This window comes from Lentzea sp. NPDC058450 (genome assembly GCF_042721395.1).
Classification (GTDB): domain Bacteria; phylum Actinomycetota; class Actinomycetes; order Mycobacteriales; family Pseudonocardiaceae; genus Lentzea.
In genome coordinates, this window is the sequence record NZ_JBHXLO010000009.1 from 187,707 (window position 1) to 206,603 (window position 18,897).

The window sequence follows — 18,897 nt, forward strand, 5'->3', positions numbered from 1 at the left end:
ACCGGGGCCTCACACGGCAGAGTGTGGGACACGCGGCCCGGTCGGGACGAACGCGAGCCCGGTCGCGACCAGCGCCGACGCCCCCGCGACGAGAGCCGGGGCGTCGGGTGCCACCTCGAACAGCAGGCCCGTCAGCATCGGCCCGACGAGGAACGTCACCCCGCTCGTCAACGTCACCAGCCCGGCGACCAGCCCCTGCCGCCGCCACCCCACTCCGAGCGAGGCCGTAGCCGCGAACCCGGTGATCCCGAGACCGACGCCCAACGCGACGACCAGCAGCGCCACCGTGATGACCCCGGCGGACGGCGCGACGGCGAGCAGCGCGTACCCGGCCACCGCGACCGGCGCGCCGACCTTCAGCAGCCGGTCCGGCGTCCACCTCAGCAGCGGCACCAGCAGACCCTGCGCCAGCACGAGCCCGAGCCCGGCCCCGAGCAGCACCCCCTCGATCTCCCCGGACCCGATCCGCTCCCGGTCCGCGGCGAGGAACACGACGACGACCTCGGCGATCGCGAACGACAGGGAGAGGAACAACCCGGCACCGAACGCGGGCAGCAGCTCCACCGGCGCGACCCGCACGGGCTCCTGCGCCACCGGGACCACCGGCTTCACCAGCACGAGCACCACGACCGCCGCCACCACGGCGACGACCGGTGCCAGGTAGATCGGCAACGTCATCGAGGCCGCCGCGAGTGCCCCGGCGACGATCGGGCCGACCAGGACGCCGAGACCCTGCGCCGCGCCGACGAACCCGATGGCGCGCGTGCGGTCCCCGACCCCTGCCGTCGTCAGGCCCGCCAGGGCGAGCGCGGCGACGAGCACGGCCGCGATCCCCACCCCGAACACCACCCCGCGGAACAGCAGGATCAGCACGAACGCGAGGTCAGTGCCCAGCGTCTCGTCGAGCCCGAGCGTCACGGTGGCGGCGAACCCGGCGGGGCCTGCCACGCACAGCACGAGTCCGGCGATCAGCACGGGACGGGGCCCGGCGGCGTCGAGCAGCAGGCCCCACAACGGGCTCGCCACCGCCGTCGCCACGGCGGCGACCGAGAACAGCAGGCTCAGCTGGGACGCCGGGAGGCCGAACCCCGTGGCGAGCGGACCGAGGACGGAGGCGAGTTGCTGCTGCACCAGGTACATCAGGAGGACGGCGATCAGCACTGGTGGCAAAGGTCTGGGCACGCGGTTCTCCCTGGCGTCGCGGCGGAGCCGTGAGGGTAGTTGACGTTGGTGAACGCAAGGGATGGTTTGGCTGTCGATGCACTCGGGTAACCCGCGCCCGAACTGATCAACTGACCGAGGAGCGGTTTGGCTCGCGACCAGGCAGCACGGACGGGAGAGGCGGCGCACCTGCCACTGGGCAGGCAACGGCCGTCACTCGCGGCGGTACGGCGCTGGGTGCGGCTGGAGCTCATGGGCGAGGACGCCGACGCGGTCGCGGACGTGTTGCTGGTGGTGAACGAGCTGGTCAGCAACGCGTACCGGTACACGTCGGAACCGTCTTTCTTACGCGTCGTCGTGGAGCAGCAGAGGATCCGCGTCGAGATCGCACACGACGCCAGAGCCCATCCGCCGTTGCGCAAGGTGTCCCGGCCCCAACGCGGGTACGGCCTGGTCCTGGTGGCCCGGCTGTCCGACCGGTGGGGCGTGGACAGGGCTCACGGTGGCACCGTGGTCTGGGCGGACCTCCCGAGGTCGCCGTGATTCCACTTCGACGGGTTTCGATGTGCGCGCTCTGGGGTATGAAGCCTCCTGCCTTGAACCAACAGGGCGCGGGGAGATGCTGATGGGTATTGCAGGACGGTCCAGCGAACGACTGGACCTCGTCCTACCGGAGGGTGTCCTGCCGCTCGCGGACGTGCGGGCGGAGGTGCGTCGCCTTCTGAGGGGTATGCACGAGAACGTGATCGTCGACGTGATGGTCGTGGCCACGGAGCTGGTGAGCAACGCCTACCACCACGCCGCTCCGCACCGCGCGGCCCGGATCTTCCGCCTGCCCGAACGGGAGGTGGTGCGGGTCGAGGTCGACGACGGCACCCCCGGCCGCTTCCCCCAGCTCGGGCGGATGGGGTTCCTCGGGCGGCGGCAGCGGGGGTTGTTGCTGGTCAACGGATTGGCGCAGGTGTGGGGGCACAACCGGTTCCCCGACTCCAAGACCGTGTGGGCGGACGTGTCGTCCGTCAGGTGAGGGTCTTGACGACGTAGGCGGCGGCTTCGGCGACGAGAGCCTCGTCGTACTTCGCGTCCGCGGACGCCTTGCTCGACATGATCGCGATCAGGACCGGCTTCCGGTTCGGCGGCCACACGACGGCGATGTCGTTGACCGTGCCGTGGTCGCCGGTGCCGGTCTTGCTCGCGACCTTGCTGCCCTGGGGCACCCCGGCACGGACGCGGTTCGCGCCGGTGACCGACCGCTCCAGCAGGTCCTTCAGGAAGTCGCGCTTCGCCGGTTCGAGCGCGTCGCCGAGCACGATCCGCTGGTAGTCCGTGCCGAGCGACCGAGGTGTGGCGGTGTCGCGCGGGTCGCCGGGCGTGGCCGAGGTGATGTCCGGCTCGATCCGGTCCATCCTGGTCTCGGTGTCGCCGAGCTCGCGCAGGTACCGCGTGAGCTCCGCCGGTCCGCCGACCTCGCGCAGCAGCAGGTTGCCCGCCGTGCCGTCGCTGTAGCGGACGGCCGCGTCGCACAGGTCACGCAGTTTCATGCCATTGAGGACGTTCTGCTTCGTGATGGCCGAGCTCTTCATCAGGTCGGCCTCGGTGTACGTGACCACCTCGTCCAGATGCGACATCGGGTTGCGGTGCAGCACCGCCGCCGCGGCAAGGCCTTTGAACGTCGAGCAGAACGCGAACCGTTCGTCCGCCCGGTGTTCGATCGTGCTTCCGCTGTCGCTCATCGCGTAGACGCCCAGCCGTGCGTCGAACTTCTTCTCCAGCTCGAACAACGCCTCGTGCCGCACGGGTGCGGCGCTCGTCGTCGTCGGCACCGGCGTCGTGGTGGTGGGCTGCGCTGACGGGGTGGCGGCACAGCCGGCGAGCGGGAGCAGGGCGAAAGTTTTCAGGACGGTGCGTCGATCGGTCACCCGGTCACACTAGGTCAGGGTCCGTGCGAGCCGCCGGGGCGTGCGGTGGTGGAACAACGCGGGCAACGGCAGGTCGGCGCCGAGCTCCGCGTGCACGCCGGTGATCACGCGGGTGGCGAGCAGGGAATGGCCGCCCAGCGCGAAGAAGTCGTCGGTCGCGCCCACGTCCTCGATGCCGAGCACGTCCGCGAACACCTGACACAGCGCGGACTCCTCGCTGGTGCGCGGCCGCACGTGCGGTGAGCGCGGAGCCGGGGTGGGCAACGCGCGGCGGTTGACCTTCCCGTTGGCCAGCAACGGGAACTCGGGCACCGGCAGGAAGATCGACGGCACGAGCTGGACGGGAAGGTGCGCGGCGCAGTGCTCCAGCAGGTCGTCGGCCTCGCCGGTGAAGCAGGCGACGAGGTGCTTGTCCCGCACCACGACCACGGCCCGGGAGACCTTCGGGTGCGCGTTCAGGACGGCCTCGACCTCGCCCGGTTCGACCCGCACGCCGCGGATCTTCACCTGGTCGTCGACCCGGCCGTGGAACTGCAACAGGCCGTCGTCGGTCCACGACGCGAGGTCGCCCGTCAGGTACAGCAGCTCGCCGTCGTGCGTGACGAACTTCCGTTCGGTCAGGTCGGGACGCCGGTGGTAGCCGGCCGCGAGTCCCGCGCCCGCCACGCACAGCTGGCCCGGGACCCCGACGCCGACGGGCAGCAGGGCGGCGTCGAGCACGTGGATCCTGGTGTTGTCGACGGGCCTGCCGATCGGGGCGGTGGCGGGCCAGGCCGTGACGTCGGCGGGCAGCGAGTACGACGTGATGACGTGCGACTCGGCGGGGCCGTAGTGGTTGTGCACGCGCAGCCAAGGCCGTCGAGCGCAGAAGTCGCGCAGCTTCCCGTCCAGCGTCAGCGGTTCGCCGGCCTGCGAGACGTGCCGCATCGAGGCGAACGACGGGTTCTCGTCCAGCAGCGCCCGCAGCACCGAGTCCGGCGCGAACAGCCGGGTGATCCGTTCGGCGTCGAGCCAGGCGGCGAACGCGGCGGGGTCGCGGCGCACCTCGTCGGACGGGATCACCAGCGTGCCGCCGAACAGCAACGCCGAGAAGATCTCCTGCAGCGACACGTCGAACGTGGCGGTGGTGAACTGCGCCGTGCGGCTGTCCGGCTCGCGGTCGAGCGCCTTCTCCTGCCAGCGCACCAGGTTCACCACGCACCGGCTGGGCACGAGCACGCCCTTGGGTCGCCCGGTCGAGCCGGAGGTGTAGATCATGCAGGCCGGCGCGTCCGGGTTCGTGCGCGGTGACGGCGAGTCGGAGTGTCCATCCACTTCGGACGGATCCAGCGGCTGGTGGAACAGCACGCGGTTGCGGCTGACCACCGCGGCCAGTCCGGCGTCGTCGAGCACGAACCGCACGCGGTCGAGCGGGTGCTCGGGGTCGATCGGCACGTAGGTGGCGCCCGCCTGGAGCACGCCCAGGATCGTGACGATCAGGTCGACACCCCGGGGGAGGCACACGCCGACGAGGTCGCCGCTCCGGATTCCCTTCGACCGCAGCAGGTTCGCCATCCTGCGTGCCCGGCGGCCCAGCTCGGCGTAGGTGAGGCTCTCGGCGCCGTGCTCCACGGCGGTGGCGTCCGGGGTGGCGAGGACCTGCTCGGCGAACAGCTCGGGGATGCTCACGTCCGGCAGGTGCTCCGTGGTGTCGTTCCACTCGGCGAGCAGCGCGGCCTCGGCGTCGTCGATCATCGAGACGCGGGAGAGGCGTTCGTCGGACGGCGTCGCGAGCACCGCCGACAGGTGGGTCAGCAGCCGGGTGATCGTCGGGCGGTCGAACAACGCCCGGTCGTAGAGCACGCGGCCGTTCTGGAACTCCAGGTCGAAGCTGGTGAACGCGACCTCGGGGTCGTACAGGTCGCGGTGCGGCCGCAGGTCGACCAGCACCTGGACGAGCGGGTGCCGCGACAGGTCGCGTTCGGGGTGAAGCAGGTCCACGACCCGGTCGAACCGGACCAGGTGCGCGGCGGCCGTGGTCAGCTGCTCGGCCGTCAGCCCGCACAGCTCGCCGAACGTCGGGTCGCCGGACAGGTCGCCGCGCAGCACCACGAGCTCGTCGGCGACGACCACGCCGATCGGCACGTCCGTCTGACGCGCGTACCGGCTCAGCACCACCTGCAGGGCGGCGAGAACGGCGTCGGAGTCGGCGTCCGCCGACCACGGGATCACGCCCGCCTCCGGCCTGTGCAGCGGTGGCCGCGGCCGGTCGGTGGGCAGCTCCAGCACCGGGAGGTCGCGCAGCTGGTCCAGCCAGTAGGCCGGGTCGCCGTGGGGCTCGGCCGGGTTCTGGCCGCCCAGCACCGTTTCCAGCACGCGGATGTCACCGAGGACGCCGTGCATCGTCAGCACCAGCAACGATCCGTTGAGCTCCAGCGCGCGCACGAGCGGGCCTGTGCTCAGGTCGAACGGCTGGGTGATCTCGGCCCTCACCGCCGCCCTGATGTCGGTGACGGTCGCCTTGCGCACGACGACGGGCTCGGTGGCCGGGACGGGGCGCGCGTCGTCGTCGAACCGGACGAGGAGGGCGTCGGGCACCTGGACGGCCGTCGGGGTGGTGATCAGCGTGACGTGGTGGCTGGGGTTGCCGGGGTCGAGCCGGTCGAGGAACCACAGTCGGTGCCGGGTGTCGGTCATGGTTCCTCCTGCTGCGGAGTCGGGCCACGACGCTATCCGGCGCGGAACTGGTCGGATCCCTGGACTTGCAGCGCGAGGTGGACGCGGTCGCTGCGCAGGACGACGCGGGACCTCTCCCTGAGCACGCCTCTCGGGTCGTGGCCGAGCCAGGCGACGGCCAGCAACGGGGTGGCGGGGCGGACGTGCAGCAGGCTCGCCGCGCGCGGGGTGGCCAAGGTGGTGGTGCACCACGGTTCGCTCTGGCGGAGGCGGCCGGTGGCGGCGCTGAGGTGGGTCTGGCGGACGCCGATCGGGTCGTCGAGGTGGACCAGGACCGACTCGGTGGTGGTCATGTCGTTCGTCGTTCTCGTCGTGGTGCGTTCGCTCGGGATCTGGTCCTGGAGCAGTGCGTGCAGGGTGACGCGGAGGGGCTGTCGCCGTGGCGCGACCGTGGTGCCCTGGCGTCCGGTGCCTCGCAGCAGCCGGCCTTCCAGCACGAGTTCGTCCAGGGCCTTGCGGATCGTGCTCCTGGACATCCTGAGCAGGTCCGAGAGTGCGCGTTCGGGTGGGAACGGGGTGTGGCCCGGCAGGCCGTCCAGCAGGTCCAGCAGCGTGGCCTTGGCCTGGTAGTAGCGGGGGATGGGCACGTTTCCCGACGTTATGGCCGTGCGATAACCAGCGACTCATCGTCGGCGTCGGGGCGGGAGCCGATCTCCTGGTAGATGCGTTTGGCCGTGGCCTTGTCACCGCTCAGATGGGCGACGGCGGCGTCCTTCCAGCGCGACCAGGAGACGGTGGCGAGGGAGTCGGCGGTGTGGCCGGTGGCGGCCAGGACGACCGGCAGGTCCACGCCGATCAGGCCGGTGATCTGGTGGCCCTGGAGCACGGTCACCAGCTCGCTCGTGTCGGGCTTCTCGCCGGTGTGCAGGGCGATCCTGGCGGTGAGGGTCAGCGGATGGTGCAGGTCGGTCGGGATGCCGGTGGTCCTGGCCGCCGCCAGTGCGGTGGCGGCGTCCTGCTTCGCGCCGTCGAGGTCGCCGGTCAGCAGGCGGATGCGGCCGCGGGCGGCGAGGAGGTGGGAGTGGGCCGGGTTCTCCAGGACCTTCAGGGCTTCGGTGTAGCGCTTGTCCCAGAACAGTTCCACGTAGCTGGACGCGGTCAACCAGGCGAGCGTGTCCTGGTCGCCGTGGCGGAGGGCCGCCGCGCGCGCCTCGGCTCTGGCCTGCTGCCGTGCCTTCGCGTCGCCGATGGTGGTGTGGGCGGTGCTCGTGTTGAACAGGCAGAGCCCGGTGGAGATGCCGGCTCGTTCGCGTTCGGTCACGGCCTGGCGCAGGTCGTCGAACCCGTCGAGGTGTCCCTGCTTCACCCTGGCCAGGCCTCTGGCCTCCAGCGCGATGGCCCGTTCGATGTTCTTCGCCCCTTGTAGCGCGCTTTCCGCCGCTGTGATGGCCTCGGCGAGCCTGTCGGTGAGCGTCAGGGCGTGCGCGACGTACGCCTGGACGTCGTGGGCCGGTGCCGAGTCGAGGAACTCGATCGCCTGGTCCAGGTGGTGCCGGGCCGCTTCGTGGTCGCCGCGGTGCCAGGCGGAGCGCCAGGACGCCCTCGCCGCCTGCGCCGCGCCCGCGAAGTTGTTCGTTGTTGTGTGGAGTTCGATCGCCCTGGCCAGTTCCGCTGTGCCGTCACCGGTCTGGGCGAGGCAGGAGCCGAGCAGCGTGAGGAGTTCGGCGGTGTCCGGGTGACCGTCCGGGCACACGGCCAGAGCCGCGCGGTAGCAGCGGATCGCGGTCTCCCGCGCGGCCAGGTTGGTGGCCCTGCGGCCCGCGTCGGTGAGGGCGGTTCTGGCCTTGGCGCCCATGATGTCGCACGGCCGTCCGGACGCCTCGGCTATCCACACCGCTTCCTGGAAGTGGTGCGCGAGAAGCGGAACGTGCTCCAACGGCAACGACCGCACCCACTCCGCCGCGTGGTAGTGCTTCATCGCCTTGGTGCCGCGCGGCACCCGGTCGTAGGCGACGTCGCGCACCAGCACGTGGCTGAACGCGTACTCGGCCTCCCCGGCCACGTTGCTCGTGCTGTTGCGGCGCAGGAAGTCCCGTTGCGTCAGGATCTCCAGGCACCGGGTGATCTCCGTCCGGTCGCGGTCGGCGACGGCCGCGACGACGCCGGGCCACACGGTCTCGCCGATCACCGCCGCGTCCTGCAACACCGACCTCTCGAGCTGGGGCAACGAGTCGAGCCGCGCGCCGATGACGTTCTGCACCGTCTCCGGCAGGGCCTCCGGCGCGCCGTCCCTGAGCATGCGCACGTACTCGGCGGCGAACAGCGGGTTGCCCTGGGCGCGGTGTTCGAGTTCGGTGAGGTCGGCGTCGACGTGGTGATGCTTCGCCAGTGCCGTCAGGAGTTCGGCCGTGTCCTCTTCGGACAGAGGGTGCAGCGGGAGGGTGTCCGTTCGTGTTCGGTGGTTCGGGCGGGTGGTGAGGAGGACGAGCAGCGGGACGGTCGTGGTCGCCAGGTCGTGGAGGAAGTCCGTGACCAGGTCGTCCGCCCAGTGGACGTCCTCGATGACGAGGGTGAGCGGTTCGTCCGCGAGGTGCTCGACCAGGCGCCGCCACGCGGTCAGCACGTCGTTGCCCTGCGGGCCGACGCCCACCAGCGCTTTGAGCTGGGTGGTCAGCCACGGGTCTCCGTCGATGGCCTGGATCTTCTCGGTGACCGTGCCGGCGTCATCGGTGTCCAGGATTCCCGCGTGGGCGCGGACCACGTCGGCCAGCGGGGCGAAGGTGTCGTTGCCGGCGAACGCGGGGGTGCGGCCGGTCAGCGTGCGCTTGCCGGTGGTGAACTCCCTGACGAGCCTGGTCTTGCCGGTGCCCGGCTCGCCCAGCACGGTGATCACCCTGGGGTGGCCTGTTCTGGTCACCTGCTCGTAGGCGTGCTGGAGTTTCTCGAGTTCTGTCGTGCGGCCGATGAACGGGGTGTCGTCTCCGGTCGGGGTGGTGGCCCTGGTCGTGACCGGGCAGGTGCTGACCTCGCCCGTCTTCGTCTGGGTCAGCAGGTTCGTGGCGGCGTCCAGCACCGTGCCGCTGACCGTCACCTCGTCGCCCGACGTGACCAGGGCCGGGCCGGTGGCGACCGCGGCCGCGGCCGGGTGGGTGCCGGTGATCTCCAGGGCCGCTCGGGTGGCCCGTTGTGCGTCGTCCTCGCGGTTTCTCGGTGCGCCGAACGCCGCGCAGATGGTCGAGCCGAGGGTGGTGATGGTCGTGCCGCCCAGCGCTTCTGTCCGTGCTCGGACCTCGGCCGCGGTGGTGGCCAGGTGTTCGTCGGCCGCCTCGTCGGTGCCGGGGAGGTCGAGGCGGATCGCGAGGACGCTGATCTTCTTGCGTTCCTGGACGGTCAGGGTGGTTCGGGGTGGTGCGGACAGGGCCGGGTCCTGGGTGAGGATGGCCTGTTCCAGGCGGACCAGGTCCTGGCCGGGGTCCACGCCCAGTTCGGTGGCCAGGTGGTGGCGGGTCGTTCTGGCGGTGGCCAGGGCGTCTGTTTGGCGGCCGGAGCGGTAGAGGGCGAGCATCAGGAGGGTTTGGACGCGTTCCCTGGTCGGGTGGGTTTTCGCCAGGGCTTCCAGGTCTGCGGTGACCTCGCGGTGGCGGCCTGCGGCCAGTTCGGCCTCGTAGCGGTCTTCTGTGGCCTGGTCGTGGAGTTCGGTGATTTTGGTGAGGGCGGGCCAGGTGATGCCTTCCGCGACCAGGTCTGCCAGTACCGGGCCGCGCCACAGGGTCAGGGCGTTCCGCAGGATTGTCGCTGCCTGGTCTGGGGCGGCTTTGGTCGCTTGGTTCAGTGCGGTGCGGAACCTGTGCAGGTCCAGGTGGTCCGGGTCGATCTGCAGTTGGTAGCCGGGTTTGCGGGTGGTGATGGGGATGCCGGCTTTGCGGAGGGCTGAGACTGCGTTGAGGAGGATGCCGCGGGCGGTTCTGGGGTGGTCTGTTGGCCAGAGGGCGTTGGTCAGGTCGCTGATCGAGACTGTGTGGTTCGGGTGGAGGAGGAGGTAGGCCAGGGTGGCTCGGCGGGTGAAGCCGCCGAGGTGGTGCTCGTGGCCGTCCACGCGCACTTGCAGGGGACCTAGCACCGCGAACTCTATGGGCATGTCGTTTGGACCATACCGCGTGTGCGGGTGCCGGTTGCGTTGCTGTGGTTCCTGTTCCAGCGGGGTTGGTTGCGTTTTGTTGGTCGGGCTGCGGTTGCGAGGGTTGGTTGCGTGGGTCTCGACGAAAGACCTGGGGTGTGCGATTGGGGCTTGACTTCGGGGCCCTTGCGACGTGCTGGTCGGCCGGAAAAGGCCGGGCTGAAAAGCGCCCGGCCGAGCTCGAGAAGCTAGCACCTCGCACCCAAAGTCAAGCCCCAATCGCCTTGAGCGGCGTAACCGGCTCTGTGGCGGGCATCAGCCCGTTCGGGCTCGCCTTCGGCTTCGCGTGCCAGGTTTCGTAGGTGGTTGGCTTTGCGTTGACGGCTGCCGGTTGAGAGCGCGCGCCTGGCCTGCGTGCGTGCTTGGGTTGCGTTGACGACTGCGGTTGCGTGCTTTGCCTGCTTGCCTCTTGTGGGCCAGATGAACCAGTGCCAGGTTGGGAGCATGGGGCGAACAAAGGTGTTCGGGCTGCTGGTGGTGTGCGGGCTGTTGGCCGGGTGTCTGGGGCAGACGTCGGGTGGCGATCAGGCTCGAAACGCGGACGCCAAGGAGTTCACGCTCACGATCGTGGCCAATGCGGCGGTGGGTGGGAAGAACGCTCGTGGGGCCAACTGGATCCAGAACTGGGTGATACCCCGGTTCGTGGAGTTGCAGAAGGCCAAGGGTGTGGCGGCGACGGTGAAGTTCGAGCAGAACGGCACCGGGGACGAGGACTTCAAGACCAAGGTCGCGCTGGATTTGAAGACCGGTGGTGGTGGGGACGTCGTCGAGATCGACGGGATCTGGCTCGGGGAGTTCGCTCAGGCCGGGCAGATCAAGCCGTTGGACGAGGTTGTGGGAGATGCGGAGTGGGATGGGTGGGGGCAGATTCCCAAGGCCGTGCAGGGGCTGGGGGAGTTTGAAGGCAAGCGGTACGGGGTGCCCATGGGGACGGATGGGCGGGTGTTGTTCTTCAACAAGAAGTTGTTCGCTCAGGCCGGGTTGCCGAGCGGGTGGCAGCCCAGGTCGTGGCAGGACGTGCTCGACGCGGGCGCGAAGCTGAAGGCCGTTCCGGGGGTAACGCCGATTCAGCTCAACGCCGGGTCTGCCATGGGCGAGGCGACGACGATGCAGGGGGTGTTGCCCGCGCTCGTCGGGACTGGGAAGCCGGTGTACGAGAACGGGAAGTGGCAGGGGGATTCTGCTCAGGTTCGGGACGTGCTGGGGCTGTACCAGAAGATTTACGGTGGTGGGCTCGGGGATCCCGTGTTGCAGCAGGAGGCGAACGGGCGGCAGCGGTCGTTCACGTTGTTCAGCGAGAACAAGATCGGGATCCTGCTGGAGAGCGACTACTTCTGGCGGTCGGTCGTCGAGCCGGTCAACGGGGTGGCGAAGATGGCCGATCGGGACTCGGCCGTCGGGTGGGCGTTGGTGCCGGCCAAGGCTGTTGGGGCCGGGGTGGGTGGGCAGGACTTCGTGAGCATGTCCGGGGGTGGGGTGCGGGTGATCAACCCCAACACGCAGTATCCGCGGCAGGCCTGGGAGTTCATGCAGTTCCTGAATTCTGCGGAGGCGGTCAAGGAGTCTTTGGCGGGGACCGCCCAGCTGACGCAGCGGCAGGACGTGAACGACCAGGTGCTCGGGGGTGACCCGATGTTGTCGTTCATCGCGGAGAAGGTTCTGCCGATCACCCGGTACCGGCCCGGGGTGGCGGACTACCCGAAGGTGTCGGCGGCGTTGCAGCAGGCCACGGCGGACGTGGTGTCCGGGAGGAGTCCGGACGACGCGGCGAAGGCCTATCGGGAGGCGTTGGTGAAGGCGGTCGGCGAGCAGAACGTTGGATAGCGCCGGGTTGGGTGTCCGGCGCGCGGTGGGTTTTGTCGCGCCCGCGCTGGTGCTGATCGGGGTGTTTCTGGTCTTTCCCGCGCTGTGGACGCTCTACATCGGGATCACGAACTACCAGCTGACCGGGGCCGCCGCGGCCAACCCGCGGGTCGTCGGTGTCGACAACCTCGTTGAAGCGGTGCGGGATCCGCTGTTCACCAACTCGGTGTGGCTGACGGCGTTGTTCGTGCTGTTCTCGGCGGTGATCGGGCAGAACGTGCTCGGGTTCGGGCTGGCGTGGCTGTTGCGGTCGGTCAGTCCGTGGTTGCGGCGCACGGCCGAAGGGCTGGTGCTGCTGTCGTGGATCCTGCCCAGCACGGTGGTGGCGTTCCTGTGGTTCGCGGTGCTGAGCCGCGACACCGGGACGCTCGGGTTGCTGCTCGGGTCGCCGCGGACGTCGTGGCTGGTCGAGTACCCGATGACCAGCCTGATCATCTTCAACGTGTGGCGCGGCACGGCGTTCTCGATGCTGCTCTACACCTCGGCGCTGGCCGCCGTGCCGCCGTCGCAGCTGGAGACCGCGCGGCTGGTGGGGGCGTCCGGGTGGCAGACGGTGCGGGACGTGGTGTTCCCGCACATCCGGGGGCACGTGCTGACGAACACGTTGCTGATCAGCCTGTGGACGGCCAACGACTTCACGCCGTTCCTGCTGACTTCGGGCGGGCCGAACCACCAGTCCGAGGTGTTGCCGGTGCTGATCTACCGGCAGGCGCTGGAGGGCGGGCAGCTCGGGTACGCGTCGGCGATGTCGATGTTGTTGCTGGTCGGGAACCTGGTGGTCGCGCTGGTGTACCTGCGGTTGCTGCGGAGGCGCGCGTGAGTCCTCTGTGGATCGTGCGGCGGATCGGCTTCTACGTGCTGGTCGCGGTGGTGCTGGCGTTCTTCGCGGTGCCGATGCTGTGGCTGGCGTCGGCGCCGTTCGACGAGAAGCCCGGGCTCGGGCTGCGGTGGCCGGACTGGACGTTGCGCAACGTCGTGACGACGTTCGAGCACCCGTACGCGGTGTCGTCGCTGGTCAACTCGCTGGTGTTGTGCGTGGTCGCGACCGTGGTGACGACGGTGCTCGCGGCGTTGGCGGCTTATGCGTTGTCACGGGTGCGGATTCCTGGGAGGGATCTGCTGCTGTACCTGCTGTTGCTGTTGTCGTCGGTGGTCACGGGGACGGCGGCGATGGTGCCGATCTTCGTGATGATGCTGCAGCTCGGGCTGATCAACTCGCAGTTCGGGACGGCGCTGGTGATCGCGGGCGGGATGCTGCCCGCCGCGATCTTCATCCTCAAGGACTTCATGGACGCCGTGCCGCGGTCGTACGAGGAGTCGGCACGGGTGTTCGGGGCCTCGCCGCGGCAGGTGCTGAGCCACGTGGTGCTGCCGGTCGCGCGGCATGGGGTGGCGACGATCTTCGTGTGGGCGTTCGTCAACGCCTGGGGCAACTTCCTGCTGCCGTTCCTGCTGTTGCGCGACGTCGGGCAGCAGCCGGCGGCGGTGTTGTTGCGGACGCTGTACGACGAGGGCGGCAGCGCCAACCTGACGGTGATCCCGGTGTTCTCGTTGCTGTACTCGATTCCGGTGGTCGTGCTCTACCTGTTCGTGAGCAAGCGGTACGGGTTCCGATTCCACGGAGGCATCAAGAGCTGATGGCGGGCATCACTGTCGAGGAACTGTCCACCGTGTACCCGAACGGGGTGCGCGCGGTGGACTCGCTGGACCTGGAGATCGCCGACGGCGAGCTGTTCGCCCTGCTCGGGCCGTCCGGGTGCGGGAAGACGACGTTGCTGCGCACCATCGCCGGGCTGGAGGCCGCCACCGCCGGGGCCGTGGCGATCGGCGAACGGGACGTCACGCGGGTCCAGCCCGGCGAGCGGCGGGTGGCGATGGTGTTCCAGGACTACGCGCTGTTCCCGCACATGACGGTCTCGGAGAACATCGCCTACCCGTTGCGGGTGAGGGGTGCGCCGAAGGCCGTGCAGCAGGAGACGGCGGTGCGGACGGCCGCCGGGCTGAGCCTGGGGGAGTTGCTCGATCGACGGCCCGGGCAGCTCTCCGGCGGGCAGCAGCAACGGGCGGCGCTCGCGCGGGCGGTCGCGGCGTCGGCCGAGGTGCTGTTGCTGGACGAGCCGTTGTCCAATCTGGACGCCCGGTTGCGACTGGAGGCGCGGACGTTCCTCAAGCAGCTGCAACGGGAGCTGGCGCTGACGACGGTGTTCGTGACGCACGACCAGGCCGAGGCGCTGGCGCTGGCCGACCGGATCGCGGTGATGGACGCCGGCCGGATCAGGCAGCTCGGCACGCCGCGCGAGGTGTTCCAGCGGCCCGCGGACACGTTCGTCGCCAACTTCATCGGCTCCACGCCCATGAACCTGGTGCCGCGCGGCGAGGAGATCATCGGTGTGCGTCCCGAGTACCTGTCGCCCGCGCGGGAAGGGCTGTTCAACGGCGTGGTGTCCATTGTGGAGAACCTCGGCGTCACGTCGCTGGTGACGCTGGACTGCGGTGAGGACCAGATCGGGTACGTCGTGCCCGAGGACGAGGAACCCGCCGTCGGCACGGTGGTGACGGTGGACGCGCCCGATGCCCGCGTTCTGCGGTACGACAAGGAGACCGGCCTACTCGTGAGGTGACGCGATGTTCCAGACCGACGGTTACGAGACGCACGCGAGTCTGCTGGCGCCGGCGAGGTTCGAGGCGCTGGCTGCGCACTTCGAGGCGAAGCTCGCGGCCTTGCCGGAGGGCCAACGGCCCGAGCACATGGACGTGCCGCACCTCACCGACCCGGCCCTGTTCGAGTGGTTGCTGGACGCCGACGTGCTCGACCTGGTGGAGTCGCTGATCGGGCCGGACATCGCGTTGTTCTCGTCGCACTTCATCTGCAAGCCGGCGGGCGACGGGAAACCGGTGCCGTGGCACCAGGACGCGCACTTCTGGCGGGACAGCATCGAACCGGCCGGGGACGCGGTCACGGTGTGGCTCGCGATCGACCCGTCGACCGTCGAGAACGGGTGCCTGCGGGTCATTCCCGGTAGCCACCTCGCCGCTGCCGAGCACACGGGGACGGCCGACTCGTTCTTCAACCAGGAGACGGCGGTCGACGAGTCACGAGCGGTCGACGTCGAGCTCGAACGCGGGGCGTGCAGCGTGCACTCGGCCATGCTCGTGCACGGAAGTCCGCCCAACCGCAGCACGCTGAGGCGCTGCGGCTACACCATGCGGTACATGCCCACGACCGTCCGGTTCCTGAAGGCGGACAACCACAAGATCTACCTCGCCCGCGGCCGTGACCACGCCGGCAACACCTACAGCTCGACCGAGAGCTCCTGAACCACCGACTCGTCCACCTCGACGCCGAGTCCCGGCCCGGACGGGACCTGGGCGATGCCGTTCGCGACCTTGATGCCGGAGGCGTAGGGCGAGGCGATGAACTGGCGGCCGTTGAGGTCGGCCGGGCCGCCGATGCCGTGCGCGCTGAACAGGTGCAGGGAGGCGGCGAGGCCGACGTCCGAGTCGGTCAGGCCCGAGCCCAGCAGCCGGACGCCGCAGTCCTCGGCCAGCTGGCACAGGCGGTGCGACAGCGTCAGGCCGCCGGAGCGTTGCACCTTCGCCACCGCCACGTCGATCGCGTCGAGCTTGACGAACGTCGCCAGGTCGGTGGGGTGCCGGAGGCTTTCGTCCAGCGCCACGGGCAGGGGAGAGGCGGCACGGAGACGGCGCTGGCCCGCCACGTCGTTGGCCGGCAGGGGCTGCTCGAACGCGAACACGTCGTAGGGCTGGAGTTTCGCGGCGATTCTCAGCGCCTCGTCGACGGTGTAGGCCTGGTTCGCGTCCACCCACAACGGCGCGTCCGGGGCCGCCTCGCGGACGGCGTGCACCACGCCGAGGTCCGTGCGTTCGTCGTGCAGGCCGATCTTCACCTTGAACGAGCGGTAGCCGTGCTCGACGCCCTCCGCGACGCACTCGGCCACCTCGGCGGGCGTTTGGCCGGAGACGATCCACGCGAGCTCGACCTCCTCGTGCCTGCGCTGGCCCCACAGGACGCCGATCGGGACGTCCAGCGCGCGGCCGATCAGGTCGTGCAGCGCCACGTCGACAGCGCACTTGGCGAGAGGCGCGCCGATCGAGAACCCGCGGTTGATCGTGCGGTCGAAGATCCGGCTGATGCCGTCCAGCTGCCAGACGGGCTGACCGATGATCGCGGGCGCCAGGTAGCGCTTGACGGTCCAATAAATCGATTCAGCGGTCTCGTAGGTCCAGGCGGGAATCGGCGTGGCCTCACCCCAGCCGCAGAGCCCGCCCGCGCTGATCTTCACGAGGATCCGGATGCTCGGATGACCTGCGACGGCGACCGATCCGCCGGACACGCCGAACGAACGGAGCGTGGGCAGGGCGACCGCGTGCACGGCGACTTCTTCGACGGTCAGGCCGAGCTGCATCGATCCTCCATCTTGACCGGTCAGTGGACCGGACATAGCGTACGGGAAAGCGCTTTCCAACGGAGGGGAGCTACGTGAGCACAGTTCAGGCAGATCGCTGGCGAGGTGTCGTCGAACGGACGTGGCGTCCGGCCGCGCTGCTCGCCGCGTGCCTCGCGATCTGGCACCTCGTCACCGCCACCGGGCTGGTCGAGGCATACCTCGTGCCGTCGCCCGCCAAGACGTTCGGCCTGCTGGTGGACAAGTGGTCCTACCTCTCGGGCCACACGTGGGTGACCACCTACGAGACGATCCTCGGGTTCGTCATCGCGGGCGTCCTCGGCGTGCTGGTGGCCGTCGCGATGGTCTACTCGCGGACGATCGAGAGCACCGCGTACCCGATCCTGCTGTTCGCGCAGGTCATCCCGAAGATCGCGATCGCGCCGCTGTTCGTGGTGTGGCTCGGGTTCGGCTTCGAGCCCAAGGTGATCGTGGCCGTGCTGATGGCGTTCTTCCCGGTGGTGATCTCCACGGTCACCGGCCTGAAGTCGGTCGACACCGAGATGCTCGAACTCGCCGCGACGATGGGCGGCGGCCCGGTGAAGACGTTCGTGAAGATCCGCTTCCCCGCCGCGCTGCCGCACCTGTTCGCGGGGTTGAAGGTCGCGGTCACGCTCGCCGTGACCGGCGCCGTGGTCGGCGAGTTCGTCGGCTCCAACGAAGGCCTCGGCTACGTGATCCTGCAGGCCAACGGGAACATGGACACCCCGATGCTGTTCGCCGGCCTGATCGTCATCTCCGTGGTCGGCGTCGTGCTCTTCCTGCTGCTCGACCTCGCCGAAAAGCTGATGCTGCCGTGGCACGCCAGCCGGCGTGGCGCCGCCGTCACAACCCTTCTCGCGAAAGGCTGATGATGAAGAGAGTGCTTGCAGGCCTGTTGCCCGCGATGCTGCTGATCACCGCCTGCGGTGGGGGAGGCGGCACGACGTCGAGCTCGGGTGGTGAGGTCAAGGACGTCACGCTGACCCTCAACTGGTACCCGTACGGCGAGCACGCGCCGTTCTACTACGGCGTGCAGCAAGGCATTTACGAGAAGCACGGCATCAAGCTCAAGATCCAGGCGGGCCAGGGATCGGGCAAGACGGTCACCGCGACCGGGGCCGGGCAGACGGACTTCGGCTGGGCCGACACGTCCGCGCTCGCCACGGCCGTCGAGCAGGGCGTGCCCGCCAAGAGCATCGGCGTGTTCCTCCAGACCACGCCCGCGTCCGTGCAGTTCTTCACCGACAAGAACATCAAGAAGCCCGAGGACCTCAAGGGCAAGTCCGTCGCCACGACGGCCGGGGACGCGCTGACGAAGACGTTCCCCGCGTTCCTGAAGCAGAACGGCATGCAGGAGTCGGACGTCTCCATCCAGAACATCGACCCGGCGGGCAAGATGGCCGCGGTCATCTCGAACCGCACGGACGTGCTGCTCGGGTTCGCGTCCGACCAGGGGCCGACGATCAAGGAGAAGTCCGGCAAGGACGTCGGCTACCTGCGGTTCTCCGAGTTCGGCCTGAACTACTTCAGCAACGGTCTGCTGACCTCGAAGTCCATGCTGCAGAAGGACCCGGAGCTGGTGAAGAAGATGGTCGCGGCGACGCAGGAGGCGTGGACGGCGGCCGAGAAGGCGCCGGAGGCCGCGGCCGAGTCGATGAAGGGCGCGGCCGAGCAGCTGCCGTCGCCGACGGTGGTGCTGGAGCAGTTCAAGACCACGCTCACGTTGCTGCACACCGACGCCACGAAGGACAAGGCGCCGGGCGTGAACTCCGTGGACGACTGGAAGAAGACCATCGACACCTTCCAGAAGACCGGCATCATCAAGGAAGCGTCCGAGCCGTCGGCCTACTGGGAAGAAAGCGTGGCACCCAAGGGATGAGCACCGCTGTGGAGACCGCCGCCACCGTCTCGATCAACGACGTCTCCGTGCGCTTCCAGTCGAAGCGCACGGAGGTGACCGCGATCGACCGGGTCTCGCTCGACGTCGCGCCGGGCGAGTTCGTGTCCATCGTCGGCCCGTCCGGCTGCGGCAAGTCGACGTTGCTGAAGCTGGTGTCGGGGCTGTTGACGCCGTCGGCCGGTTCGGTGACGCTGCTCGGCGAGCCGGTGCGCGGGCCGCGGCACGACATCGGGTTCGTGTTCCAGCGCGCCGCCCTCCTGGAGTGGCGGTCGGCACGCAGGAACATCCTGTTGCAGGCCGAGATGCGCGGGATGAACGCGGCCGAGGCGGCCAGGCGGGCGGACGAGCTCATCGAGATGACCGGGTTGTCCGGGTTCGAGAACGCTCTCCCGCACGAGTTGTCCGGAGGCATGCAGCAGCGCGTGGCGTTGTGCCGTGCGTTGCTGCACCAGCCGCGCGTGCTGCTGATGGACGAACCGTTCGGCGCTTTGGACGCGTTGACCCGCGAGCAGATGAACGTGGAGCTGCACCGGGTGTGGCGGGAGACCGGCACGACCGTGCTGCTCGTGACGCACTCGATCGCGGAGTCGGTGTACCTGGCGAACCGGGTGATCGTGCTGACCCGCAGGCCTGCGGTCGTGCACGAGGTCATCGACGTCGACCTCCCGGCCGAACGCGACTACTCGGCGACGATGGCCCGCCCCGAGTTCGCGTCGGCCACCGCCCGCATCCGCGACCTGCTCGGAGCCGTGACAGGTCAGGACTGAGCGCGTA

16 protein-coding genes are annotated in these 18,897 nt (G+C 69.5%); 10 read left to right on the plus strand and 6 right to left on the minus strand.

Annotation, left to right across the window (positions count from 1 at the left end; genetic code table 11):
• Positions 1 to 9: 9 nt before the first annotated feature.
• Positions 10 to 1,182, minus strand: coding sequence for an MFS transporter (locus ACFWNN_RS17160; protein WP_382440881.1), 1,173 nt, complete (start codon positions 1,180 to 1,182; stop codon positions 10 to 12).
• 126 nt (positions 1,183 to 1,308) lie between these two features.
• Here ACFWNN_RS17160 and ACFWNN_RS17165 point away from each other — a divergent pair, with 126 nt between their 5' ends.
• Both ACFWNN_RS17165 and ACFWNN_RS17170 read left to right on the plus strand, forming a co-directional pair.
• Positions 1,309 to 1,704: an ATP-binding protein gene (locus ACFWNN_RS17165; protein ID WP_382440882.1), complete on the plus strand. Its 396-nt coding sequence runs from the start codon at positions 1,309 to 1,311 to the stop codon at positions 1,702 to 1,704.
• An 82-nt stretch (positions 1,705 to 1,786) separates the two neighbouring features.
• Positions 1,787 to 2,188: an ATP-binding protein gene (locus ACFWNN_RS17170; RefSeq protein ID WP_382440883.1), complete on the plus strand. Its 402-nt coding sequence runs from the start codon at positions 1,787 to 1,789 to the stop codon at positions 2,186 to 2,188.
• Here the strand turns inward: ACFWNN_RS17170 and bla are convergent.
• Genes bla through ACFWNN_RS17190 form a run of 4 tightly spaced genes read right to left on the minus strand, consistent with a single transcriptional unit; the run spans position 2,181 to position 9,873 of the window.
• Positions 2,181 to 3,080, minus strand: coding sequence for a class A beta-lactamase (gene bla, locus ACFWNN_RS17175; protein ID WP_382440884.1), 900 nt, complete (start codon positions 3,078 to 3,080; stop codon positions 2,181 to 2,183). The genes ACFWNN_RS17170 and bla overlap by 8 nt on opposite strands.
• Before the next feature lie 9 nt (positions 3,081 to 3,089).
• Positions 3,090 to 5,756, minus strand: coding sequence for an amino acid adenylation domain-containing protein (locus tag ACFWNN_RS17180; RefSeq protein WP_382440885.1), 2,667 nt, complete (start codon positions 5,754 to 5,756; stop codon positions 3,090 to 3,092).
• Between the two features lie 32 nt (positions 5,757 to 5,788).
• Positions 5,789 to 6,382: a GntR family transcriptional regulator gene (locus ACFWNN_RS17185; protein WP_382440886.1), complete on the minus strand. Its 594-nt coding sequence runs from the start codon at positions 6,380 to 6,382 to the stop codon at positions 5,789 to 5,791.
• Positions 6,383 to 6,393: 11 nt separating this feature from the next.
• A complete protein-coding gene (locus tag ACFWNN_RS17190) occupies positions 6,394 to 9,873 on the minus strand; it encodes a BTAD domain-containing putative transcriptional regulator (RefSeq protein WP_382440887.1) in 3,480 nt (1,159 codons plus the stop codon).
• Between the two features lie 483 nt (positions 9,874 to 10,356).
• Here ACFWNN_RS17190 and ACFWNN_RS17195 point away from each other — a divergent pair, with 483 nt between their 5' ends.
• The 5 genes from ACFWNN_RS17195 to ACFWNN_RS17215 are packed head-to-tail and all read left to right on the plus strand — an operon-like array spanning position 10,357 to position 15,093.
• Positions 10,357 to 11,736, plus strand: a complete 1,380-nt coding sequence (locus ACFWNN_RS17195; protein WP_382440888.1) for an extracellular solute-binding protein — start codon at positions 10,357 to 10,359, stop codon at positions 11,734 to 11,736.
• A 25-nt stretch (positions 11,737 to 11,761) separates the two neighbouring features.
• Positions 11,762 to 12,595 carry a carbohydrate ABC transporter permease gene (locus tag ACFWNN_RS17200; protein ID WP_382440889.1) on the plus strand — a complete coding sequence of 278 codons (834 nt, stop codon included), beginning with the start codon at positions 11,762 to 11,764 and terminating at the stop codon, positions 12,593 to 12,595.
• Positions 12,592 to 13,413 (plus strand): ABC transporter permease subunit, encoded by an 822-nt coding sequence (locus ACFWNN_RS17205; RefSeq protein ID WP_382440890.1) that lies wholly within the window; start codon positions 12,592 to 12,594, stop codon positions 13,411 to 13,413. Before ACFWNN_RS17200 ends, ACFWNN_RS17205 begins: the two co-directional genes overlap by 4 nt.
• Positions 13,413 to 14,396, plus strand: coding sequence for an ABC transporter ATP-binding protein (locus tag ACFWNN_RS17210; RefSeq protein WP_382440891.1), 984 nt, complete (start codon positions 13,413 to 13,415; stop codon positions 14,394 to 14,396). The genes ACFWNN_RS17205 and ACFWNN_RS17210 overlap by 1 nt, the downstream gene beginning before the upstream one ends.
• A 4-nt stretch (positions 14,397 to 14,400) precedes the next feature.
• Positions 14,401 to 15,093 carry a phytanoyl-CoA dioxygenase family protein gene (locus ACFWNN_RS17215; protein WP_382440892.1) on the plus strand — a complete coding sequence of 231 codons (693 nt, stop codon included), beginning with the start codon at positions 14,401 to 14,403 and terminating at the stop codon, positions 15,091 to 15,093.
• Here the strand turns inward: ACFWNN_RS17215 and ACFWNN_RS17220 are convergent.
• The gene (locus ACFWNN_RS17220) at positions 15,069 to 16,202 is read right to left on the minus strand and encodes a mandelate racemase/muconate lactonizing enzyme family protein (RefSeq protein WP_382440893.1); all 1,134 of its coding nucleotides are present in this window, start codon (positions 16,200 to 16,202) and stop codon (positions 15,069 to 15,071) included. The two genes, ACFWNN_RS17215 and ACFWNN_RS17220, sit on opposite strands and share 25 nt — an antisense overlap.
• A 74-nt stretch (positions 16,203 to 16,276) precedes the next feature.
• On the opposite strand from ACFWNN_RS17220, the gene ACFWNN_RS17225 reads away from it, so the two are divergent.
• The 3 genes from ACFWNN_RS17225 to ACFWNN_RS17235 are packed head-to-tail and all read left to right on the plus strand — an operon-like array spanning position 16,277 to position 18,890.
• The gene (locus ACFWNN_RS17225) at positions 16,277 to 17,092 is read left to right on the plus strand and encodes an ABC transporter permease (RefSeq protein WP_382440894.1); all 816 of its coding nucleotides are present in this window, start codon (positions 16,277 to 16,279) and stop codon (positions 17,090 to 17,092) included.
• A gap of 2 nt (positions 17,093 to 17,094) precedes the next feature.
• Positions 17,095 to 18,102: an ABC transporter substrate-binding protein gene (locus ACFWNN_RS17230; protein WP_382440895.1), complete on the plus strand. Its 1,008-nt coding sequence runs from the start codon at positions 17,095 to 17,097 to the stop codon at positions 18,100 to 18,102.
• On the plus strand, positions 18,099 to 18,890 hold the full coding sequence (locus ACFWNN_RS17235) for an ABC transporter ATP-binding protein (RefSeq protein WP_382440896.1): 792 nt from the start codon (positions 18,099 to 18,101) through the stop codon (positions 18,888 to 18,890). The genes ACFWNN_RS17230 and ACFWNN_RS17235 overlap by 4 nt, the downstream gene beginning before the upstream one ends.
• The last annotated feature ends 7 nt before the right edge of the window (positions 18,891 to 18,897 follow it).

Coding starts and splice junctions, on each gene's coding strand:
- ACFWNN_RS17195 (WP_382440888.1), top strand. CDS start 10,357: ATGGGGCGAACAAAGGTGTTCGGGCTGCTGGTGGTGTGCGGGCTGTTG.
- ACFWNN_RS17220 (WP_382440893.1), bottom strand. CDS start 16,202: ATGCAGCTCGGCCTGACCGTCGAAGAAGTCGCCGTGCACGCGGTCGCC.
- ACFWNN_RS17230 (WP_382440895.1), top strand. CDS start 17,095: ATGAAGAGAGTGCTTGCAGGCCTGTTGCCCGCGATGCTGCTGATCACC.
- ACFWNN_RS17215 (WP_382440892.1), top strand. CDS start 14,401: ATGTTCCAGACCGACGGTTACGAGACGCACGCGAGTCTGCTGGCGCCG.
- ACFWNN_RS17190 (WP_382440887.1), bottom strand. CDS start 9,873: ATGCCCATAGAGTTCGCGGTGCTAGGTCCCCTGCAAGTGCGCGTGGAC.
- ACFWNN_RS17235 (WP_382440896.1), top strand. CDS start 18,099: ATGAGCACCGCTGTGGAGACCGCCGCCACCGTCTCGATCAACGACGTC.
- ACFWNN_RS17180 (WP_382440885.1), bottom strand. CDS start 5,756: ATGACCGACACCCGGCACCGACTGTGGTTCCTCGACCGGCTCGACCCC.
- ACFWNN_RS17170 (WP_382440883.1), top strand. CDS start 1,787: ATGGGTATTGCAGGACGGTCCAGCGAACGACTGGACCTCGTCCTACCG.
- ACFWNN_RS17210 (WP_382440891.1), top strand. CDS start 13,413: ATGGCGGGCATCACTGTCGAGGAACTGTCCACCGTGTACCCGAACGGG.